Raw genomic sequence first — 19444 nt, forward strand, 5'->3', positions numbered from 1 at the left:
TCGGCATGACCGCGGGCCCGCACGCGGGCGCGGCGCTGCTCGCCGGGCTGACCGCGGCCGCCGCCGCGGGCGGGCCGGTGTTCGGCGCCCTGCTGGACCGCAGCCCGGCTCCCGGACGGCTGCTCGCCGTCGCCCTCGGCGGCTACGCGGGCGGGATCGCGCTGGTCAGTGCCGTCTTCGGGCACCTGCCGCTCGAAGCCGTCGTCGCGGTCGCGGTCGTGACCGGCCTGCTCAACCCGGCCGTCGCCGGCGGCTGGACCGCGCAGCTGCCCGCGGTCGCCGGCCCCGCGCTGCCGAAGGCCAGCCGCTTCGACGCGATGACGTTCACCGTCGCCGCCCTCGCCGGTCCCGGTCTCGCCGGGCTCCTCGGCGGTTCCGCCGGGCTCGTGGTCGCCGTCGGCATGGTCGCCGCGGCGATCCCGGTGGCGTGGTTCCTGCCGGAGCGGACACCCCGGCAGTCCCGGCTCAAGGACGGCTTCCGCGTCCTGGTCCGCAACGCGCCGCTGCGGCGGGCGACCGTCGCTTCGACGATCTCCTGCACGGGGATCGGCATGGTCACCGTGTGTTGTCCCCTGCTCGGCGCGGCGCACCTGCGCGGCCCGGCGGACGGCGCGCTGCTGCTGACCGTCCTGGCGGTGGCGTCGCTGCTGGCCAACGCCGTCCTCGCGAGGAAACCGCTGCCGTGGGCACCCGACCGGACCGTCTGGCTGAGCACGCTCCTCCTGGCGGCGAGCTGCCTCCTGGCCGCGAGCGGGCACGGCGTCATCGTGGCCGCGGTGCTGGCCGGTTTCGCGGAAGGTCCGCAGCTCACGGCGTTGTTCGCGATCCGCCACCGCGAGGCGCCCGAGCGCGTCCGCGCGCAGGTGTTCACGACGGCGGCCAGCGTGAAGATCACCGGGCTCGCGGCGGGCGCGGCGCTGGCCGGTCCGCTGGCCGCGTGGTCGCTCCCGGCGTGCCTGCTGCTCGCCGCCGTCGTCCAGGCCGGCGCCGCGACGCCGTATCTCCGCCGGTCAGAAGGCCATGGCCTGGGCGCGCCGCTTCACTTCCGTCCCGTGGCTGGTGCGCAGCGCGTTGATCGGGGTGTTGCCCGGGAGGGTGTCGTCCGTGGTGAACAGCCACCGCAGCATCTCCGTGCGGCTGAACCCGGAGTCGGCGAGCACGGTGATCGTCCCGGTCAGCCCCTTGACGACGCCGTCCTTGACGAAGAAGTCGCCGGGCACGCACAGTTCACCGCCGCGCTTCAGCGCGATCAGCTGCCCGTCGCGCAGCATCTGCCGGACCTTGTTGGTCGAGGTCCCGAGAACGGTCGCCACCTCCGGCAACGGGAGGACCGCGATGGCGGCGTCGAGGATGTCTTCGGCGACAGGAATCCCACTCACAGGTGACACTGTGCCACATTCCGTCCCCTCACCCGCTAGTGCGCACGGGTGACCCGTGAGGTCTCCTCCACGAGGCGTGTGCGGTTCCGTACGATCCTTACTCGTGACACGCACCCACCCCAGCCTGGTCGGCACGCTCCTCGAGCGGCGCTACCGGGTGGACCGGCTGCTCGCCCACGGCGGAATGTCTTCCGTCTATCGGGGGACGGACACCCGGCTGGACCGTCCGGTCGCGATCAAGATCATGGATCCGCGGTTCGCGGACGACCGGTCGTTCGTGGACCGGTTCGTGCGGGAGGCACAGTCCGCGGCGCAGCTGCACCACCCGCACGTCGTGGCGGTGCACGACCAGGGGTTCGACCTGCCGCCCGGCGCGGATTCGGGGCTGGCGTTCCTGGTCATGGAGCTCGTGGACGGCGGGACCCTGCGCGACCTGCTGGACGAGAAGGGCCCGCTGGACGTCGCGCTGGCGCTGAGCGTGGCCGAGCCGGTGCTGTCGGCGCTGGCCGCCGCGCACCGCGCGGGCCTGGTGCACCGGGACGTGAAGCCGGAGAACGTGCTGATCGGCCGCTCCGGGCCGCACACCGGCGGGGTCGTGAAGGTCGCCGACTTCGGCCTGGTGCGGGCCGTGGCGAGCGCGGGCACGACGAGCTCGAGCGTCATCCTGGGCACCGTCGCCTACCTCTCGCCGGAGCAGGTCACGACCGGCGCGGCGTCGTCGCGCGGTGACGTCTACTCGGCCGGGATCCTGCTGTACGAAATGCTGACCGGGCGGGCGCCCTACACCGGCGACACCCCGATCTCGGTGGCGTACCGGCACGTGAACGACGACGTGCCGCGGCCGAGCGAGCTGCGCCCGGACCTGCCGCCGGCGCTGGACGACCTGATCACCCGCGCGACCCGGCGGGACCCCGAGCTGCGCCCCGCCGACGCCGGGGAGTTCCTCACCGAGCTGACGGCGGTGCGCGCGCAGCTGGGGCTGCTGCCGGTGACCGTGCCGGTCCCGGTGGCGTCCGGCCAGGGCGACGTCGCCGACACCGAGCGGACGCTGCCGCGGATCCCGCAGGTGCCGGACACCGAGAAGACGATGCCGGTGCACCGGCCGAACCCGAACCCGACGCGGGCGCTGGCCCACCCGGGCACCCCGCCGCCGGGGATGCCGGCGGCCGGGCCGGTCCCCCCGCCGCGGCCGCCACGGCGGCGCGCCGAGCCCGAGCCGGAGAAGCCGGCGGACAACCGGAAGCGGATCGCGGTGATCGCCGCCGCGGTGCTGCTGTTCGGCGGGCTGCTCACGGCGTTCCTGTTCATGCTGAACGACGACGGCGGCGACAAGACCGCGACGGTGCCGAAGGTGGTCGGGCTGAACCAGGCCGCGGCCGGGGACGCGCTGCGGTCGGTGAAGCTGACCCCGCAGTTCAGCCAGGAGTACGACAACTCGGTGCCGTCGAACACCGTGCTGCGGGCCGAGCCCCCGGAGGGCACGCGGCTGCAGCCGAACTCGACGGTGTCGGTGGTGCTGTCGAAGGGCCGCCCGTCGGTGCCGGACATCCGGCCGGGCACCGCGCTGCCGGACGCCGAGCAGGCGATCAGGACGGCGCAGCTGACCCCGGTCCGCGGGGCCGACGACTTCGACGCCGAAGTCCCGCAGGGTGCGGTCATCCGCACCACGCCGGGGGCGGGCAGCCAGCTCAACATCGGCGGCCAGGTCACGATCATCGTGTCGAAGGGCCCGATCCCGCTGCCCCCGGTCCCGGACGTCGCCGGCCGGAGCAAGGACGAGGCGTTCCAGCTGCTGCAGCAGGCCGGGTTCGAGCCGTTCCAGGCGGGCGAGGAGTTCAACCCCAACGTCGCGGCCGGGTCGGTCACCCGGACCGACCCGCCGGCCAACTCGGTCGCGAAGGCCAAGCGGATCGGCGTGTTCGTCTCCAACGCCGTCGAGGTGCCGGACGTGCGGTTCAAGTCGTTCGAAGACGCCCAGCGGATCCTCGAGCAGGCCGGGCTGAAGGCCGACCGCGACGGCGGCCGGGGCCGCGGCGGCGGGTTCGACTTCGTCTTCCAGCAGGACCCCCAGCCGGGCACCAAGGTGCAGAAGGACTCGAAGGTCAAGCTGAAGGGCTTCGGGAATTGATCGGCAGCCGAGGCCGCGTGACCGGCACGATCGGCCCCGGCCTCATCGGTGAAGTGCTCCTGAACGTCCGGGGCGGCACGGAGGCGTTCTACGCCTACCCGGCCGACCCGGACGAAACCTTCAGCTCCGGCACCCAGGTGCTCGTGGTCGACTTCGAACCCCCGCGGACGGTTTACGTCGAGCGGTGGCAACCGCTGGGCCGCTGACGGCGTCGAAGAGGCACCAACAACCCACAACCGAACAGAGCGAGGGGGTCGGTGCCATGAGCCTCGTGGAAATCCTGCTGCTTTCCGCCGGCGGTCTCATCGTCGTGCTGATCGTGGTCTTCGGTGTCCTGCGGCTGCTGTACAAGGTGGCCGAGCCGAACGAAGCGCTGATCATCTCCGGGCTCGGCGTGCGGGTCGACCGCGCGGAGACCGCCGACAGCCTGGGCTTCAAGATCATCACCGGCCGCGGGGTGAACGTCATCCCCGGGTTCCAGACCGCCCGGCGCCTGTCGCTGGACACCCGCGGCGTCAACCTGCAGGTCTCCTGCGTCACCAAGCAGGGCCTGCCGGTCACCGTGCGGGCCGTCGTCATCTACAAGGTCGGCGACGACTACGCGTCGATCGCCAACGCCGCCCGCCGGTTCCTGGACCAGCAGAAGGGCATGAACGACACGATCCACGAGCTGTTCTCCGGCCACCTGCGCTCGATCGTGGGCGGGCTGACCATCGAGGACATGATCCACAACCGGGACGCGCTCACCGGCGAGGTCCGGCAGTCCTCGGCCAACGAGATGATCAAGCTCGGGCTGATCGTGGACTCGCTGCAGATCCAGGAGATCGACGACGAGTCGGGCTACATCCTCAACCTCGGCAAGCCGCACGCCGCCGCCGTCGCCGCGTCGGCGCGGATCGCCGAGGCGCAGCGCGACCAGGAGGCCGCCGAGGTCGAGCAGGTCTCCGCCGCGAAGAAGGCCGCCGCGGTCCGCGAGAGCCAGATCCAGCAAGCCGGCTACCAGGCCGAGGTCGACCAGGCGCGGGCGAAGGCGTCGCAGTCGGGCCCGCTGGCCGAGGCGACCGCGCGCCAGGAGGTCGTGGTCCAGGAGACCCGCGCGGCCGAGCTGGAGGCGGCGCTGGCCGAGCAGCGGCTGCAGTCGCAGGTCCGCAAGCCGGCCGACGCGAAGGCCTACGACACCCGTACGGCGGCCGACGCCGCCCGTGACGCTTCGATCGCCAAGGCCCAGGCCGAGGCGAAGGAAACCGAGCTGCGGGCCGCGGCGGACGCGACGCGCGTCAAGACGGCCGCCGAGGCGGAGGCGCAGGCCACGAAGGCGCGTGCCGAGGCGACGGCGGGCGCGACCCGGGCGACCGGTGAGGCCGAGGCCGCCGCGGCCAAGGCACGCGGCCTGGCGGAGGCGGAAGCCGCGAAGGCGAAGGGGCTCGCCGAAGCGGAGTCGGCCCGGGCGAAGGGCCTGGCCGAGGCGGACGCCATCAAGGCACGTGCGGCGGCGCTGGCGGAGAACCAGGAAGCCGTCGTCGCCCAGCAGCTGGCCGAGCGCTGGCCGGAGATCGTCGAGGCGGGTGCGAGCGCGTTCGGCAACGTCGATCACATGGTCGTGCTCAACGGCGCCGACGGCATGTCGGACATGTTCGCCAAGGCGCTGTCGCTCGGCGGAACCGGTCTCGGCCTGGCCCGGCAGCTGATGGACGCGATGGCCAAGCCGTCGCCGAAGGAGGTCGACGAGGCCGCCCGGCAGAACGGGGAGCTCAAGCTCGGCGACTGACCGGTCACGTTCCGTGCGGCCTCGGTGACCCGGATCACGGGTCGCCGGGGCCGTACGCCCGTTCGGGGGCGGAAATTCCGGTGCTGTTGTCCTACCGTGGGCGCATGGTGCCGGACAGCGTGTCGCGGGCCGTCCGATGAGCTTCTTCGACGGCGGTCCTCGCGAGCGTCCCCTGTTCCCCGTCCCGGAGCAGGAGCTCTACGCGTTCAACGGCCGGCACTGGACCGACGCCCCGCGCGAGTACATCGTCCCGGCCGTGCTGCCGTGGGCGCAGCCGCTGGGCCGGTCCGACCGCACGATCATCGCGCTGCGGGCCATCGAGGTGTGGCCGGAGGCGCTGACACTGCGCGTCACGGTGTACTCGCGCGACAGCCTGGCCGACGACCCCGCCGAGGGGCTGATCGGCCACCGGCGGGTGCCCGACTACAACGGGCTGCTGGTCGGCGTGCTCTACGCCGACGGCAGCCGGGCCAGCTCGGAGACGATTTCGGTGCCGTCGGCGTCCGAACCGGACGGCCCGGTGCTGCGCGCGCAGGCCACCGGTGGCACGCGCTTCGCCATCGAGCACGAGGTGTTCCTCTGGCCGTTGCCCCCGGCCGGCCCGCTGAAGCTGGTCGTGCAGTGGCGCGACCGCGACATCCCGGAGACCCGGACGACCCTCGACGGCGGCGCGATCCGGGCCGCGGCGAAGGACGCCGCCGAGATCTGGCCGGGGCTGGGCAAGCGGCAGGTGAACGGCCTGCCGGTCCGCCGCGTCGGCAAGCAGGTGGCGCTCACCCCCGAATGGGGGCCCGCGGTGGTGCGGGCGGAGGAACCCGGACCCGCCCCGGCCGAGTGAACTTTTCCGGGCTGTGACCCGGGGCACCGTGGGCCGGGGTATCTCGAATGGATGAATGGGGCGGGCAGTTAGCGTCCTTGAAACACTTCGACCACCCGCTCGTCATGTCAGGCTGGTGCAGTGGGAACCCTCCCCCGACGCACGTGGCCGTGCACACCCGCGAACCCGGTTGGGAAAGGTCGCTCATGGCAGGCTCGCCGCTCAGCGCACTCGACGTCGCTTTTCTTTGCCTGGAAAGCGAAACCTCCCCGATGCACATGGGTGCGGTGCTCACGTTCACCCCCCGTCACCCGGTGGACCCCGCGGCGCTGACCGCGATCCTCGCCGAACGGGCCGCGCGGCTGCCGAAGCTGCGGCAGCGGGCCCGCGCCGAACTGTTCCCGCCGGGGGCGGCCAGCTGGGCCGAAGACCCGGATTTCGTTGCGGCGGACCACATCCACCACGCGGCGCTGAGTTCGCTGTACGAGCCGGACCCCCTGTCCGCGTACGCGTCGCGGTGGATCGCCGAGCCCCTCGACACCTCCCGGCCGCTGTGGCACCTCACGGTGGTGACCGGGCTGCCGGACGGGAAGTTCGCGCTGCTGCTGAAGCTGCACCACGCGCTCACCGACGGCGCCGGGGCGTACGCGGTCGCGGCCGGGCTGCTCGACGGCGTCAAGCTGCCGCAGCGGATCTCCCCGCCGTCCCGGCCGATCCCCGCCCCGCGGTCCACTTTGGACACAGTGAAGAACGCGCTGGGCACGGTGTGGGGCCAGGCGAACGAGACCGCCGGGATCGCCTCGTCGGTGGTGCGGGCCGCGCGGCCGCCGCTGTCGCCGGTGTCGGCGCCGCCGTCCGCCGAACGGCGCCTCGGGTTCGTGCGGCTGCCGCTGGCCGAGCTGCGCCAGGTGCGCCGCGCCCACGGCGGCACGACCAACGACGTCGTGCTGGCGGTGCTGTCCGGTGCGTTGCGCGAATGGCTGGTGAACCGCGGCCGGCGCGCCGACGGCCGCACGCTGCGCGCGCTGATCCCGGTGAGCGTGCGCGGCCGGGCGGACGGCCAGGTCGGTGGCAACAAGCTCTCGGGCTACCTGTGCGACCTGCCGATCGGCGAGGACGACCCGGTCGAGCGGCTGCGGGTGGTCCGCCGGGCGATGACCCGCAACAAGGCGGCGGGCCCGAGCCGCGGGGCCGGCGCGCTGCCGCTGCTCGCCGGCCGCGTCCCGCCCCTGCTGCACCGGCTGGGCACGCGGACCGCGGGGCTCGCCGCGCCGATGCTGTTCGACCTGGTGATCACCACGGTCCCGCTGCCCCCGGCCCGCCTGTCGATCGACGGCGCCGGGCTGGCGGCGATCTACCCGTTCGTGCCGCTGGCCCCGCGCCACGCGGTCGGCATCGCGGTGGCCACCTACCGCGACTCCGTCCACATCGGACTCCAGGCCAACGGCGCCGCGGTCCCGGACGTCGGCTCCCTGCGGGACGCCGTCCTGAAGTCGGCGTCCCGCCTGCTCGACGCCTCCTGACGGCTCAGCCGCGGAGCATCTCCGCCACCAGGAAGGCCAGCTCCAGGGACTGCTGCGTGTTCAGCCGGGGGTCGCAGGCCGTCTCGTAGCGGCCGGACAGGTCGATGTCCGAGATCTCCTGGGCACCGCCCAGGCACTCCGTGACGTCCTCGCCGGTCAGCTCGACGTGGATGCCGCCCGGGTAGGAGCCGAGCTGGTTGTGCACCTCGAAGAAGCCCTGGACCTCGTCGACGATGCGGTCGAAGTGGCGGGTCTTGTAGCCGGTGGACGACTCGTGCGTGTTGCCGTGCATCGGGTCGCACTGCCAGATGACCTTGTGCCCGGACGCCTCGACCTTCTCCACGATCGACGGCAGCACCTCGCGGACGTTGCCGTTGCCCATCCGCGAGATGAGCGTCAGCCGGCCCGGCTCGAAGCGCGGGTCGAGCCGCTCGACGTACTCCAGCGCCTGCTGGGGCGTGGTCGTCGGGCCGATCTTCAACCCGATCGGGTTGGCCAGCAGCTCGGCGAACGCGATGTGCGCGCCGTCCAGCTGGCGGGTCCGCTCGCCGATCCAGAGGAAGTGCGACGAGAGGTTGTACAGCTTCGGGTTCGTCGCGTCGGCGTTGTCCAGGCGCAGCATCGAACGCTCGTAGTCGAGCAGCAGCGCCTCGTGGCTGGCGAAGATCTCGGTGGACTGCAGCGACGTGTCGGTGACGCCGCAGGCCGACATGAACCGCAGGCCGCGGTCGATCTCGTTGGCCAGCGCCTCGAAGCGCTGCGCCGCCGGCGACGCCGACACGAAGTCCTTGTTCCAGTCGTGCACCTGGTGCAGGTCGGCCATGCCGGCGCCGGTGAGGGCGCGGACCAGGTTCATCGCGGCGCCCGCGTTCGCGTAGGCGCGGATCATCCGGCCGGGGTCCGGCACGCGCAGCTCGGGCTTGGCGACCAGCGAGTTGATGATGTCGCCGCGGTACACCGGCAGGCCCAGCGCGTCCGTCGCGGCGGACCGCGGCTTCGCGTACTGGCCGGCGATGCGGCCGACCTTGACCACCGGCAGGCTCGCGCCGTAGGTGAGCACGACGGCCATCTGCAGCAGCGTGCGCAGGTTGGCCCGGATGTGCGGCTCGGTGTTGGACTCGAACGTCTCCGCGCAGTCGCCGCCCTGCAGGAGGAAGGCCTCGCCGCGGGCGACCATCGCCAGCCGGCTCTTCAGCCGGTCGATCTCGGCCGGGACGGTGATGGGCGGCACACTCTCCAGCACGGCGCGGACGCGCCGGGTCGCCTCGGGGTCGGGCCACTCCGGCTGCTGCGCCGCGGGGCGGCCCAGGGCCTTGTCGAGCTGCGCCCGCAGCTCGGGCGGGAGCGGCGGCAGTTCGGGCAGTGTGTCGACGGGGACGTCCACAGTCCAGTTCACACCGACAAGGATAAGGTTCGCGCCGTGCGTCGCTTCGCCCGGTTTGCTACCGAGGTCCTGGCCCCCTGGGTGTGGGTGCTCACGCTGCCCCTCGCGGTCGCCTGGGCGGCCACCGGCCACCGGGTCCTTCCCACGCTGACCTGGGGACTGCTGATCTCCGTGACCGGTTCGCTGATCCCGATGGCCCTCATCGTCCGCGGGGCGAGGCGGGGCGAGTGGGACGGCCACCACGTGACGAACCGGGCCGGGCGCCGGGTCCCCCTGCTGTTCGCCGGGGTGTCGCTCGGCCTCGGCTTCGTCGTGCTGCTGGCCGGGGGCGCGCCCGCGCAGCTGGTCGCGCTGGCCGCGTCGATGCTGGCGAGCCTCGTGGTCGCGGTCGCGATCACCTTCGGCGCGAAGTTCAAGATCTCACTGCACGCCGCGGTCGCGGCGGCCGCCGTGGTGGTGCTGACCCTGACGTACGGCCCGTGGGCGCTGTTGCTCGCCCTGCTGGTCGCCTGGGTGGCGTGGTCGCGCGTCCGGCTGCGCGACCACACCACGCCGGAGGTCCTGGCGGGACTGCTGATGGGTGTCGTCGTCGGCGGTGGCGGCTACTGGGCCCTGCTGGCCGCCCTGCGCTGAACCCGGTGCTCCGTCACCGGCCTGCCGGGCAGGAGCCGTCCGCCGCGGGGAAGACGCCGTCACGCAGGTAGCGCAGCACGACGTCGTTGCCGCAGGCGTTCTCCCGGGTGAAGACGCCGTGCCCGCCGGCTTCGACGGTCACCATCCGCGCGCGGCCCCCGAACGCCGCCCGCGTCTCGAGGGCTCCCGACAGCGGGGTCGCCGGGTCGCGCCGGTTCTGCACCAGCAGGACGTTCGCCGGGCCGGGACCACCCACGCGCACCGGCGGTTCCGCGCGCTCGACGGGCCAGAACGCGCACGGGTTCACGTTCGCCGCGGCCGGGCCGAACATCGGGTGCCGGAGCCGTTCGCGTTCGACCGCGCGCTGGTAGTAGCCGACCTGCTCGGGCCAGTCGGCGTCGTTGCAGAGCACCTGGAGCTGGAGCGCGGCGTGGTTGTCGCCGGCGAGCGGGCCCGCCGCGGCGCGCGCGGTGCCGGCCCACTCCCGGGCCAGCGCGGGGAAGTTCTCGTCGGCGTAGAGCCCGGCCCACGTGTCGGACCGGAACTCCGGCCCGCGGACGGCGGCCAGCTCGAAGAACTTCGCCGTCACCGCCGCCGGGGTCCGGCCGAGGTGGTAGACGTCGTCGTGCCCGGCCGCCCACGCGGCGAAGTCCGGGAACCGGTCGTCGAACCCTTCGGCGAAGCCCCGGTTCGCGCGGACGTCGAGGCCGCGCGGGCCGAGGACGCTGTCGAGCACGATCCGGTCGCCGCGCCCGGGGAACATCGACGCGTACGCGGCGCCGAGGTAACTGCCGTACGAGACGCCGTAGTAGGAGATCTTCTTCTCCCCCAGGGCTTCGCGGATCCGGTCGAGGTCGCGCGCGGTGTTCGCGGTCGTCATGTGCGGCAGCAGGTCCTTTGTGGACGCGGCGGCGCACTTTCCGGCCACGGCACGCGCTTTGGCCGCGGTGACGGCGACGTCACGCGGGCCGTCCGCGTACGGGCCGAGGACCGCGCCGCGTTCCTCCGGCGTGGTCATGCCGCACGTCACGGGCGTGCTGTAGACGGTGCCGCGCGGGTCGAACCCGATGACGTCGTAGGCGTCCGGCAGGCCGGAGCCGCCCATCCGCTGCAGCAGCTGGGCGGGCATGGCGAGGCCGGGACTGCCCGGCCCGCCGGGGTTCATCAGCAGGACACCCCTTCTTTTGCCGGGGGTGCCGGCGTGGCGGGAGAGCGTGAGTTCGATGGTGCGGTCCGGGTGCGCGTAGTCGAGCGGCACCCGCAGGGTGGCGCATTCGAGCCCGGCCGTCGGCGACGGGCTCATGCCGTAGTCCGGGCAGGGGGTGGTCCACTCGAGGCCCGGTGCCGCCTCCGCCGGTGGCGCGGCGATGAAGGGCAGGAACACCAGCGCGATCAGGGTTTTTCGCATGCTCCGAGCCTGGCCCGGCCGGAGCGCGCGGACGTCAGCCCAGGGGCCGGAACTCCGGCTCCGCCCCTGGGCTGACGGTGGTCACGCGGCTTGCGCGCGGTTGTACAGGTTCTGCGCGTCGGTGCCGAAGTACGGCCCGAACATGTAGCCCGGCAGGAAGGTGTAGCCGAAGCTGTTCACCGACGCCTGCACGCCGGTGCCGGTCGCCTCGTTGAACGACAGGAACCACGGGCCGCCGCTGGAACCGCCGGTCATGTTGCACCTCATGCCGTGGTCCTGGGTCAGCAGGAAGTCGGTGAACGTGCTGCCGCTGCAGTAGATCAGCTTCGTGCCGTCGTAGGGCGACGCGGCCGGGTAGCCGAAGGTGTACATGCTCTGGTTCTTCGGCTGGTTGAAGGCGATCCCCTGGGCGCCGACGACGTCGGTGAGCCGCTGGCCGTTGAGCGGGTTCACGACCGCCATGCCGACGTCGTAGTTCATGTCCTCGCTGGCTTCCCACTGCGGCGTGGTGAGCGTGGTCTTCGCCGCCCACTGGCCGTAGGGCGCGTTGCCGTTGTCGTAGCCGGGGACGAAGGTCCACTCGGTGTGCCAGGTGCCCTGGTACTTCACGCAGTGCCCGGCGGTGACGACGACACTGCCGTTGGTGCTGGTGACGGCATCCCCGGAGCAGGAGGCCTTCTGCCCGTTGAAGAGGAAGAAAACGCGGCCGGCGGTGCGGGTGACCTGGCCGCCGCCGGTCCACGCGCCCCCGCCGTTCGGAATGCTCTGGATGATGGCGCTCTGCCCTTTGGCCACGTCTTTCGCCGTGACGGCCGGAGCTTTGACGAGCTTGTCCATCGGGACGGCCGCCCGCATGGCATCGGGCGTCCAGAAGGGTTTCGGCGCGGCCTGAGCGGGCGTCCCGACCAGGGCGAACGCGAGGGAGAGGACGGCGGTGACCACCGCGGCCCGGAGTTTCGTGTGCTTCAAGACGCCCCACCTTCCGCAGAAGTGAATCGTCGCAAAGGCGACACAGCTACTCGAAAGTAGTCGCCTGTGTACAGAGTGCACAGCCGCTGTTCGGCCGCAGCTGTGGCCACCGTTCGACCTAACGCAGTGAAGGCCTCCTTACCGGTTCACGAACTCCGGTAAGGAGGCCTTCACGGACCTTGGCGCGTCAGACCACGGCGAGCGGCAACGCCGTCGGGTGGACGGGAGCCGGGAGGTCCGAAGCCCCCGTCAGGAAGGCGTCGACCGCGTTGGCCACCGAACGGCCCTCCGCGATCGCCCACACCACCAGCGACGCTCCGCGGTGCGCATCGCCGCAGACGAACACGCCCGGGGTTTCCGTCTGCCAGTCCGCGCCGCACGACAGCGTTCCTCGGCGGGTCAGGGAAAGGCCCAGCCCGGACAGCAGCGGCATCTCCTCGACACCCTCGAAGCCGATCGCCAGCAGGACCAGGTCGGCGGGCAGCGTCTCGACCTCGTCGTTGACCGGGATGACCTCGCGGCGCCCGGTCGACGGGTCCTTCTGCACCCGCACCTGCTGCAGCTCGACCGCCGTGACGCGGCCTTCCGGGTTGCCGACGAACCGCTTCACCGCCACCGCGAACTTCCGCTCGCCCGCCTCTTCGTGCGCCGGGTACGTGCGCAGGATGTACGGCCACGTCGGCCACGGCGAGCGGTCGTCGTCCCGGACCGTCGGCGGCATCGGGTACTGGTCCAGCTGCGTCACCGACAGCGCGCCCTGGCGGGTGGCCGTGCCGTAGGAGTCGGCGCCCGTGTCGCCGCCGCCGATGATGACCACGTGCTTGCCGCGTGCGTCCACCGCGGACGGGCCGTCGCCTTCGACGTACCGGTTGGCCGGCACCAGGTGCTCCATCGCCAGGTGGATGCCGGCCAGCTCGCGGCCCGGCGTGGTCGTGTCGTCGCGGCCGCGCAGGGCGCCGACCGCGAGCACGACGGCGTCGTACTGCGCGCGCAGGTCCTCCACCGACAGGTCGACGCCGACCTCGCAGCCGGTGACGAACCGGGTGCCCTCCTTGCGCAGCTGCGCGAGGCGCCGGTCGAGGACCTTCTTCTCCATCTTGAACTCGGGGATGCCGTAGCGCAGCAGGCCGCCGAGGCGGTCGTCGCGCTCGAACACCGTGACCTCGTGCCCGGCGCGGGTCAGCTGCTGGGCGGCGGCGAGCCCGGCGGGCCCGGAGCCGACGACCGCGACGCGCTGGCCACTGGACACTTCGGACACCTGCGGCTGGACGTAGCCCGCTTCCCACGACTGGTCGGCGATCGTCTGCTCGACGCGCTTGATCGACACCGGCCCGCCGGACAGCGGCGAGATGGACAGCACGCAGCCCGCCTCGCACGGCGCCGGGCACAGCTTCCCGGTGAACTCGGGGAAGTTGTTGGTGGCGTGCAGCCGGTCGCTCGCCGCGGCCCAGTCGCCGCGGCGGACGAGGTCGTTCCACTCCGGGATGAGGTTGCCCAGCGGGCAGCCGGAACCGCCGGAGTGGCAGAACGGGATGCCGCAGTCCATGCAGCGCGACGCCTGCTTGCGCACCTTTTCGTTGCGCTCGGCCGGGTCGACGTCCGCGTACACCTCGCCCCACGTGGAACGCCGTTCCTCGTAGGACTTCTTCGGGGGCTCTTCGCGGTCGTACTTCAGGAAACCGGTCGGGTCAGCCACGAGCGGCCTCCATGATCGCCTCGTCGACGTCGCGGCCGGCGGCACGCGCCGCCTTCGCCGCGTCCAGGACCCGCTGGTAGTCCCGCGGCATCACCTTGGTGAACGCCACGGAGCGGCGCGGCCAGTCGCCGAGCAGCGACGCCGCCACCGCGGAGCGGGTGAGATCGTAGTGCTGTTGCACGGTTTTCTTGAGCCAGGTCAGGTCGTCGGCCGTCGGGGCCAGGAGGTCCACCATGTCCTGGTTGACCTTCCGGCGGTCGACGTCGAGGACGAAGGCCATGCCGCCGGACATGCCGGCCGCCAGGTTCCGCCCGGTCGGGCCGAGCACCACGGCGCGGCCGCCGGTCATGTACTCGAACGCGTGGTCGCCGACGCCCTCGGCGACAACCGTGGCGCCGGAGTTGCGGACGCAGAAGCGTTCGCCGACCTGGCCGCGCAGGAAGATCTCGCCGCCGGTGGCGCCGTAGGCGATCGTGTTGCCCGCGATCGTCTGCGCCTCCGCGGCGAACGACGCGTCCGGGTCGGGGCGGACGACGATCCGGCCGCCGGACAGGCCCTTGCCGACGTAGTCGTTCGCGTCGCCGACCATGTCGAGGGTGATGCCGCGCGGCAGGAACGCGCCGAGCGACTGACCCGCCGAGCCGGTGAGGGTGACGTGGATCGTGCCTTCCGGCAGGCCGTCCCCGCCGTAGCGGCGGGTGATCTCCGAGCCGAGCAGCGTGCCGACGGTCCGGTTCACGTTGCGCACCGGCAGCTCGAGCCGCACCGGGTGCGCGTCCTCCAGGGCCGCCTCGGCGAGCTGGATGAGCGTGCGGTCGAGCGCGTGCTCCAGGCCGTGGTCCTGGCCCCGCGTACGCCGCTTCGCACCGCCGTACGGCGTCTCGGAAGGCATCTCGAAGATCGGCGCCAGGTTCAGCCCGGACGCCTTCCAGTGGTCGACGGCCTCGTCGGTGTTCAGCAGCTCGGCGTGCCCGATGGCCTCGTCGAGCGTCCGGAAGCCCAGCGCCGCCAGGGTTTCCCGGACCTCTTCGGCGACGAACCGGAAGAAGTTCACCACGTGCTCGACCTGGCCGGTGTAGCGCTTGCGGAGCTCGGGGCTCTGCGTGGCGACGCCGACCGGGCAGGTGTCGAGGTGGCAGACGCGCATCATGATGCAGCCCGCGACGACGAGGGGGGCCGTCGCGAAGCCGTACTCCTCGGCGCCGAGCAGCGCCGCGATCACCACGTCGCGCCCGGTCTTCATGGCGCCGTCCACCTGCACGGTGATCCGGTCGCGCAACCCGTTGAGCAGCAACGTCTGCTGGGTCTCGGCGAGCCCGATCTCCCACGGCGTGCCGGCGTGCTTGAGGGAGTTCATCGGGGACGCGCCGGTGCCGCCGTCGTGGCCCGAGATGAGCACGACGTCCGCGTGCGCCTTGGACACGCCCGCCGCGACCGTGCCGACCCCGAGCGAGGACACCAGCTTCACGTGGATGCGGGCGTGCTCGTTGGCGTTCTTGAGGTCGTGGATCAGCTGGGCCAGGTCCTCGATGGAGTAGATGTCGTGGTGCGGCGGCGGCGAGATGAGGCCGACGCCCGGCGTCGAGTGCCGGGTGCGCGCGATCCACGGGTACACCTTGTTCGGCGGCAGCTGGCCGCCCTCGCCGGGCTTCGCGCCCTGCGCCATCTTGATCTGGATGTCGTCGGCGTTGACCAGGTACTCGCTGGTGACGCCGAACCGGCCCGACGCGACCTGCTTGATCGCGCTGCGGCGTTCGGGGTCGTAGAGCCGCTCCGGGTCCTCGCCGCCCTCGCCGGTGTTGGACCGGCCGCCGATCCGGTTCATCGCGATGGCCAGCGTTTCGTGCGCCTCGGCCGAGATCGAGCCGTAGGACATCGCGCCGGTGTTGAAGCGCTTGAAGATGGCTTCGACGGGCTCGACCTCGTCGAGCGGCACCGGCTCGCGGACGCCGTCGCGGAAGGAGAACAGCCCGCGCAGCGTGCCGCCTTCGCGGTAGAGGCGGTGCACCTCTTCGGTGTACTTGCGGTAGACCTCGTCGCGGCCGGTCTTGGACGCGTGCTGCAGCAGGAACACCGTCTCCGGCGTGAACAGGTGCAGTTCGCCTTCGCGGCGGTAGGCGTACTCGCCGCCCGTCTCGAGTCCACGGTGGACGCGGTCGGTCGGGTTGTCCGGGTACGCGCGGCGGTGGCGCGTCGCGACCTCTTCGGCGAGCACCTCGAGGCCGACGCCGCCGAGCTTCGACGACGTCCCGGTGAAGTACTCGTCGAGCAGGTCCTGGCTCAGGCCGAGGGACTCGAAGACCTGGGCGGCGGTGTAGGCGCCGACCGTCGAGATGCCCATCTTGGACATGATCTTCAGGACGCCCTTGACCAGCGCGTACACGTAGTTCCGGATCGCCTTGGCGGCTTCGATGCCGGTGACCGCGCCCTGCCCGATCATGTCCTCGATGGTCTCGAAGGCCAGATACGGGTTGACCGCGGCGGCGCCGTAGCCGAGCAGCAGCGCGATGTGGTGGACCTCGCGCGCGTCGCCGGATTCGACAACCAGCGCGACGCGGAGGCGTTCCTTGGTGCGGACCAGGTGGTGGTGCACCGCGGAAACCAGCAGCAGCGACGGGATCGGCGCCATCCGGTGGTCGGAGTCGCGGTCGGACAGCACCAGCGTGCGCGCACCGGCCGCGATCGCCTCGGACGCCTCGCGCCGGACGCGCTCGATCGCCGACGCCAGCGCCTCGGCGCCGCCGTCCACTTCGTACAGTCCGGAAAGGACGCTGCAGGCGAAGCCGGGGAGGTCACCGTCGTCGTTGATGTGGATGAGCTTGGCGAGCTCGTCGTTGTCGATGACGGGGTACGGCAGCTTCAGGTGACGGCAGGACGCCGGGCCGGGGGCCAGGAGGTTGCGCTCCGGGCCCATGATCCGCGCCATGCAGGTGACCAGCTCTTCGCGGATCGCGTCCAGCGGCGGGTTCGTCACCTGGGCGAAGTTCTGCTTGAAGTAGTCGTAGAGCAGCCGGGACCGCTTCGACAGCACCGCGGGCGGGGTGTCCGAGCCCATCGAGCCGATCGGCTCGGCGCCGTTGGTGGCCATCGGCGCGAGCAGGATCTTCAGCTCTTCTTCGGTGTAGCCGAAGGAAAGCTGGCGGCGCAGGACGGAGTCGTGGCTCTGCACGACGTGGTCGCGGTCGGGCAGCTCGGCGATCTTCAGCAGGCCCGCGTGCAGCCAGGAGTCGTAGGGCAGCTCGCTGGCCAGCGCGGACTTGACCTCTTCGTCGTCCACGATCCGGCCGGCTTCGGTGTCGACCAGGAACATCTTGCCGGGCTTGAGCCGTCCCTTGGCGACGACGTCCTTCGGAGCGACGTCGAGGACGCCGGCCTCGCTGGCGAGCACGACGCGGTCGTCGGCCGTGCGCCACCAGCGCGCCGGGCGCAGGCCGTTGCGGTCGAGGACCGCCCCGACCAGGCTGCCGTCGGTGAAGGTGACGCACGCGGGACCGTCCCACGGCTCCATCAGGCTGGCGTGGAACTGGTAGAACGCCCGGCGCTCGGGCTTCATGGTGGCGTGGTTCTCCCACGCCTCCGGGATCATCATCAGCACCGCGTGCGGCAGCGACCGGCCGCCGAGGTGCAGCAGCTCCAGGACCTCGTCGAAGGACGCGGAGTCCGACGCGTCCGGCGAGCAGATCGGGAACAGCCGGCTCAGGTCGCCGGGGATGAGGTCGGACTCCAGCAGCGCCTCGCGGGCCCGCATGCGGTTGCGGTTGCCGCGGATCGTGTTGATCTCGCCGTTGTGGGCCACGAACCGGAACGGGTGCGCCAGCGGCCACGACGGGAAGGTGTTGGTGGAGAAGCGGGAGTGCACCAGCGCGATGGCGCTTTCCAGCCGCTCGTCGCGCAGGTCGGCGAAGAACTCGGGCAGCTGCTCCGGCGTCACCATGCCCTTGTAGACGATCGTCCGCGAGGACAGCGACGGGAAGTACGTGCCACAGCCGGCATTCGCGCTCTCGTGCTCGACGCGCTTGCGCAGGCAGAAGGCGAGCCGGTCGAGTTCGAGGCCGGACTTCCCTTCCGCCGTCACGAAGAGCATGGCGAAGTGCGGCATGACCGAGCGGGCGGTCGGGCCGATGTCGGCGCGGTCGGCGTCCACCGGGACCTCGCGCCAGCCGAGGACCTCGAGGCCCTCTTCGACGGCGATGCGTTCGGCGAGCCCGACGGCCTTGCGGCGCTGCTCGGCGTCTTCGGGGAGGAACGCGACGCCCGCGGCGTAGCGGTGGTGGCCGTGCTCGTCGGGTTCGGGCAGCGCGAAACCGGCTTCCGCGCGCAGCAGCGCGTCGGGCAGCTGCAGCAGGATGCCGGCGCCGTCGCCGCTGGTCGGTTCGGCGCCGGCGGCGCCGCGGTGGTCGAGGTTGGTCAACGCGGCCAGGCCGTCGGTGACGATGCCGTGGGAGCGGCGCCCGCGGATGTCGGCCACCATGGCCACACCACAGGAGTCCTGTTCGGTCTCCGGGTCGTAGAGACCCTGCTTGCCGGGAATGGCGGAGAAGATCATGAAGGGACCTCCTTCGTCGTCTTGTCGTGCGGGGCCGGGCTACCGGCCGGGGAGCGCACGGGACGACGATGGCCCGCTTGTTAGCGCGACTTTAACACCTGGGAAACACGCCAGCATCCGTTCAGAGCGCCCCGAACGGCGTCGGACGGTAACGATCTGGCTGCGCGGAACGACATAGTTCCTGATGGGTTCCCGGTAGTTCGTTCTGCTAAGTATACGGCCCGGAAACTCCCGTCAAGTCTAACGTGACGCGGCCGACGCGGCCCGCCGGACCTGTGTCCCCGATCACTAGAACGTGTTACATTTCGCCGCATGATCCTCGATCGGTTCAAGCTCACCGACCAGGTCGCGGTGGTCACCGGCGCCGGACGGGGGATCGGCGCCGCCACCGCCGTCGCCCTCGCCGAAGCGGGCGCCGACGTGGTCATCGCCTCCCGCACCGGATCCCAGCTCGAAGAGGTCGCCGCGCGGGTGTCCGCCGCGGGACGCCGGGCGGTCGCCGTCCCGGTCGACCTCTCCTCCCCCGAAGCCGCGGCCGCGCTGGCCTCGACGGCGGTGTCGGAGTTCGGCCGGCTCGACCTGGTGGTCAACAACGTCGGCGGCACGTACCCGCGCCCGCTGCTGGAGACGACGCCCGAGTTCCTGGAGGAGGCGTTCCGCTTCAACGTCGCGACGGCGCACGCGCTGACGGTGGCGGCGGCCCCCTCGCTGGTGGAGACGGGCGGCTCGGTCGTCAACATCTCGTCGGTGATGGGCCGGGTTTCGGGCCGCGGCTTCGCGGCGTACGGAACGGCGAAGGCGGCACTGGCGCACTACACCCGCCTGGCGGCGGCGGACCTGGCGCCCCGGGTGCGGGTGAACGCGATCTCGGTGGGCTCGGTGGCGACGTCGGCCCTGGAGATCGTGGTCGGCAACCCGGAACTCCGCGAGAAGATGGAGTCCGCGACACCGCTGCACCGCATCGGCGAGGCGGAGGACATCGCGGCCACGGTGGTGTTCCTGGCCTCCCGCGCGGGCGGCTACATCACGGGCAAGATCCTCGAGGTCGACGGCGGCCTGCAGGCCCCCAACCTGGAACTGGGCCTGCCCGACCTTTCGTGACCCGGAACTGTCGGTGCCCCCCGGTAGCGTGGGAAACCGGGGGCGGCGCCCCAAGCCCGCACACGACGAAGGCCGCCACCAGGCATCCTGGG

14 protein-coding genes are annotated in these 19444 nt (G+C 72.1%); 7 read left to right on the forward strand and 7 right to left on the reverse strand.

Annotated features, from left to right (window positions below; all coding sequences use genetic code 11):
- Nucleotides 1-142: 142 nt before the first annotated feature.
- Together ACH54P_RS17325 and ACH54P_RS17330 are read right to left on the reverse strand one after the other, a co-directional pair.
- Entirely contained in the window at nucleotides 143-895 is a 753-nt protein-coding gene (locus ACH54P_RS17325) for a hypothetical protein (RefSeq protein WP_489913940.1), read from the reverse strand.
- 115 nt (nucleotides 896-1010) lie between these two features.
- Nucleotides 1011-1379 (reverse strand): Rv2175c family DNA-binding protein, encoded by a 369-nt coding sequence (locus tag ACH54P_RS17330; RefSeq protein WP_489913942.1) that lies wholly within the window; start codon nucleotides 1377-1379, stop codon nucleotides 1011-1013.
- Between the two features lie 103 nt (nucleotides 1380-1482).
- Here ACH54P_RS17330 and pknB point away from each other — a divergent pair, with 103 nt between their 5' ends.
- From pknB to ACH54P_RS17355, 5 genes are all read left to right on the forward strand, one after another.
- Nucleotides 1483-3507, forward strand: coding sequence for a Stk1 family PASTA domain-containing Ser/Thr kinase (gene pknB, locus ACH54P_RS17335; RefSeq protein ID WP_489913944.1), 2025 nt, complete (start codon nucleotides 1483-1485; stop codon nucleotides 3505-3507).
- Between the two features lie 17 nt (nucleotides 3508-3524).
- Complete coding sequence (locus ACH54P_RS17340) at nucleotides 3525-3713, forward strand: hypothetical protein (protein ID WP_489913946.1); 189 nt, start codon at nucleotides 3525-3527, stop codon at nucleotides 3711-3713.
- A gap of 56 nt (nucleotides 3714-3769) precedes the next feature.
- Nucleotides 3770-5275 (forward strand): SPFH domain-containing protein, encoded by a 1506-nt coding sequence (locus tag ACH54P_RS17345; RefSeq protein ID WP_489913948.1) that lies wholly within the window; start codon nucleotides 3770-3772, stop codon nucleotides 5273-5275.
- 136 nt (nucleotides 5276-5411) lie between these two features.
- The gene (locus ACH54P_RS17350) at nucleotides 5412-6113 is read left to right on the forward strand and encodes a hypothetical protein (protein WP_489913950.1); all 702 of its coding nucleotides are present in this window, start codon (nucleotides 5412-5414) and stop codon (nucleotides 6111-6113) included.
- 185 nt (nucleotides 6114-6298) lie between these two features.
- Complete coding sequence (locus ACH54P_RS17355) at nucleotides 6299-7615, forward strand: wax ester/triacylglycerol synthase family O-acyltransferase (RefSeq protein WP_489913952.1); 1317 nt, start codon at nucleotides 6299-6301, stop codon at nucleotides 7613-7615.
- 4 nt (nucleotides 7616-7619) lie between these two features.
- Here ACH54P_RS17355 and ACH54P_RS17360 read toward each other — a convergent pair whose 3' ends face one another.
- A complete protein-coding gene (locus tag ACH54P_RS17360) occupies nucleotides 7620-9011 on the reverse strand; it encodes a class II 3-deoxy-7-phosphoheptulonate synthase (RefSeq protein ID WP_489913954.1) in 1392 nt (463 codons plus the stop codon).
- Nucleotides 9012-9035: 24 nt separating this feature from the next.
- On the opposite strand from ACH54P_RS17360, the gene ACH54P_RS17365 reads away from it, so the two are divergent.
- Entirely contained in the window at nucleotides 9036-9632 is a 597-nt protein-coding gene (locus ACH54P_RS17365) for a hypothetical protein (protein WP_489913956.1), read from the forward strand.
- A 13-nt stretch (nucleotides 9633-9645) separates the two neighbouring features.
- On the opposite strand, the gene ACH54P_RS17370 is transcribed toward ACH54P_RS17365, so the two are convergent.
- The 4 genes from ACH54P_RS17370 to gltB form a co-directional block, all read right to left on the reverse strand.
- Nucleotides 9646-11040 (reverse strand): alpha/beta hydrolase, encoded by a 1395-nt coding sequence (locus tag ACH54P_RS17370; protein WP_489913958.1) that lies wholly within the window; start codon nucleotides 11038-11040, stop codon nucleotides 9646-9648.
- Between the two features lie 81 nt (nucleotides 11041-11121).
- The gene (locus ACH54P_RS17375; protein ID WP_489913960.1) at nucleotides 11122-12009 is read right to left on the reverse strand and encodes a trypsin-like serine peptidase; all 888 of its coding nucleotides are present in this window, start codon (nucleotides 12007-12009) and stop codon (nucleotides 11122-11124) included.
- A 187-nt stretch (nucleotides 12010-12196) separates the two neighbouring features.
- The gene (locus ACH54P_RS17380; protein ID WP_489913962.1) at nucleotides 12197-13705 is read right to left on the reverse strand and encodes a glutamate synthase subunit beta; all 1509 of its coding nucleotides are present in this window, start codon (nucleotides 13703-13705) and stop codon (nucleotides 12197-12199) included.
- Nucleotides 13698-18251: a glutamate synthase large subunit gene (gene gltB, locus ACH54P_RS17385; RefSeq protein ID WP_489913964.1), complete on the reverse strand. Its 4554-nt coding sequence runs from the start codon at nucleotides 18249-18251 to the stop codon at nucleotides 13698-13700. The genes ACH54P_RS17380 and gltB overlap by 8 nt, the downstream gene beginning before the upstream one ends.
- A gap of 312 nt (nucleotides 18252-18563) precedes the next feature.
- On the opposite strand from gltB, the gene ACH54P_RS17390 reads away from it, so the two are divergent.
- Nucleotides 18564-19352 (forward strand): SDR family oxidoreductase, encoded by a 789-nt coding sequence (locus ACH54P_RS17390; protein WP_489913966.1) that lies wholly within the window; start codon nucleotides 18564-18566, stop codon nucleotides 19350-19352.
- Nucleotides 19353-19444: the final 92 nt, after the last annotated feature.

Source organism: Amycolatopsis sp. N2S4-7, assembly GCF_058119595.1.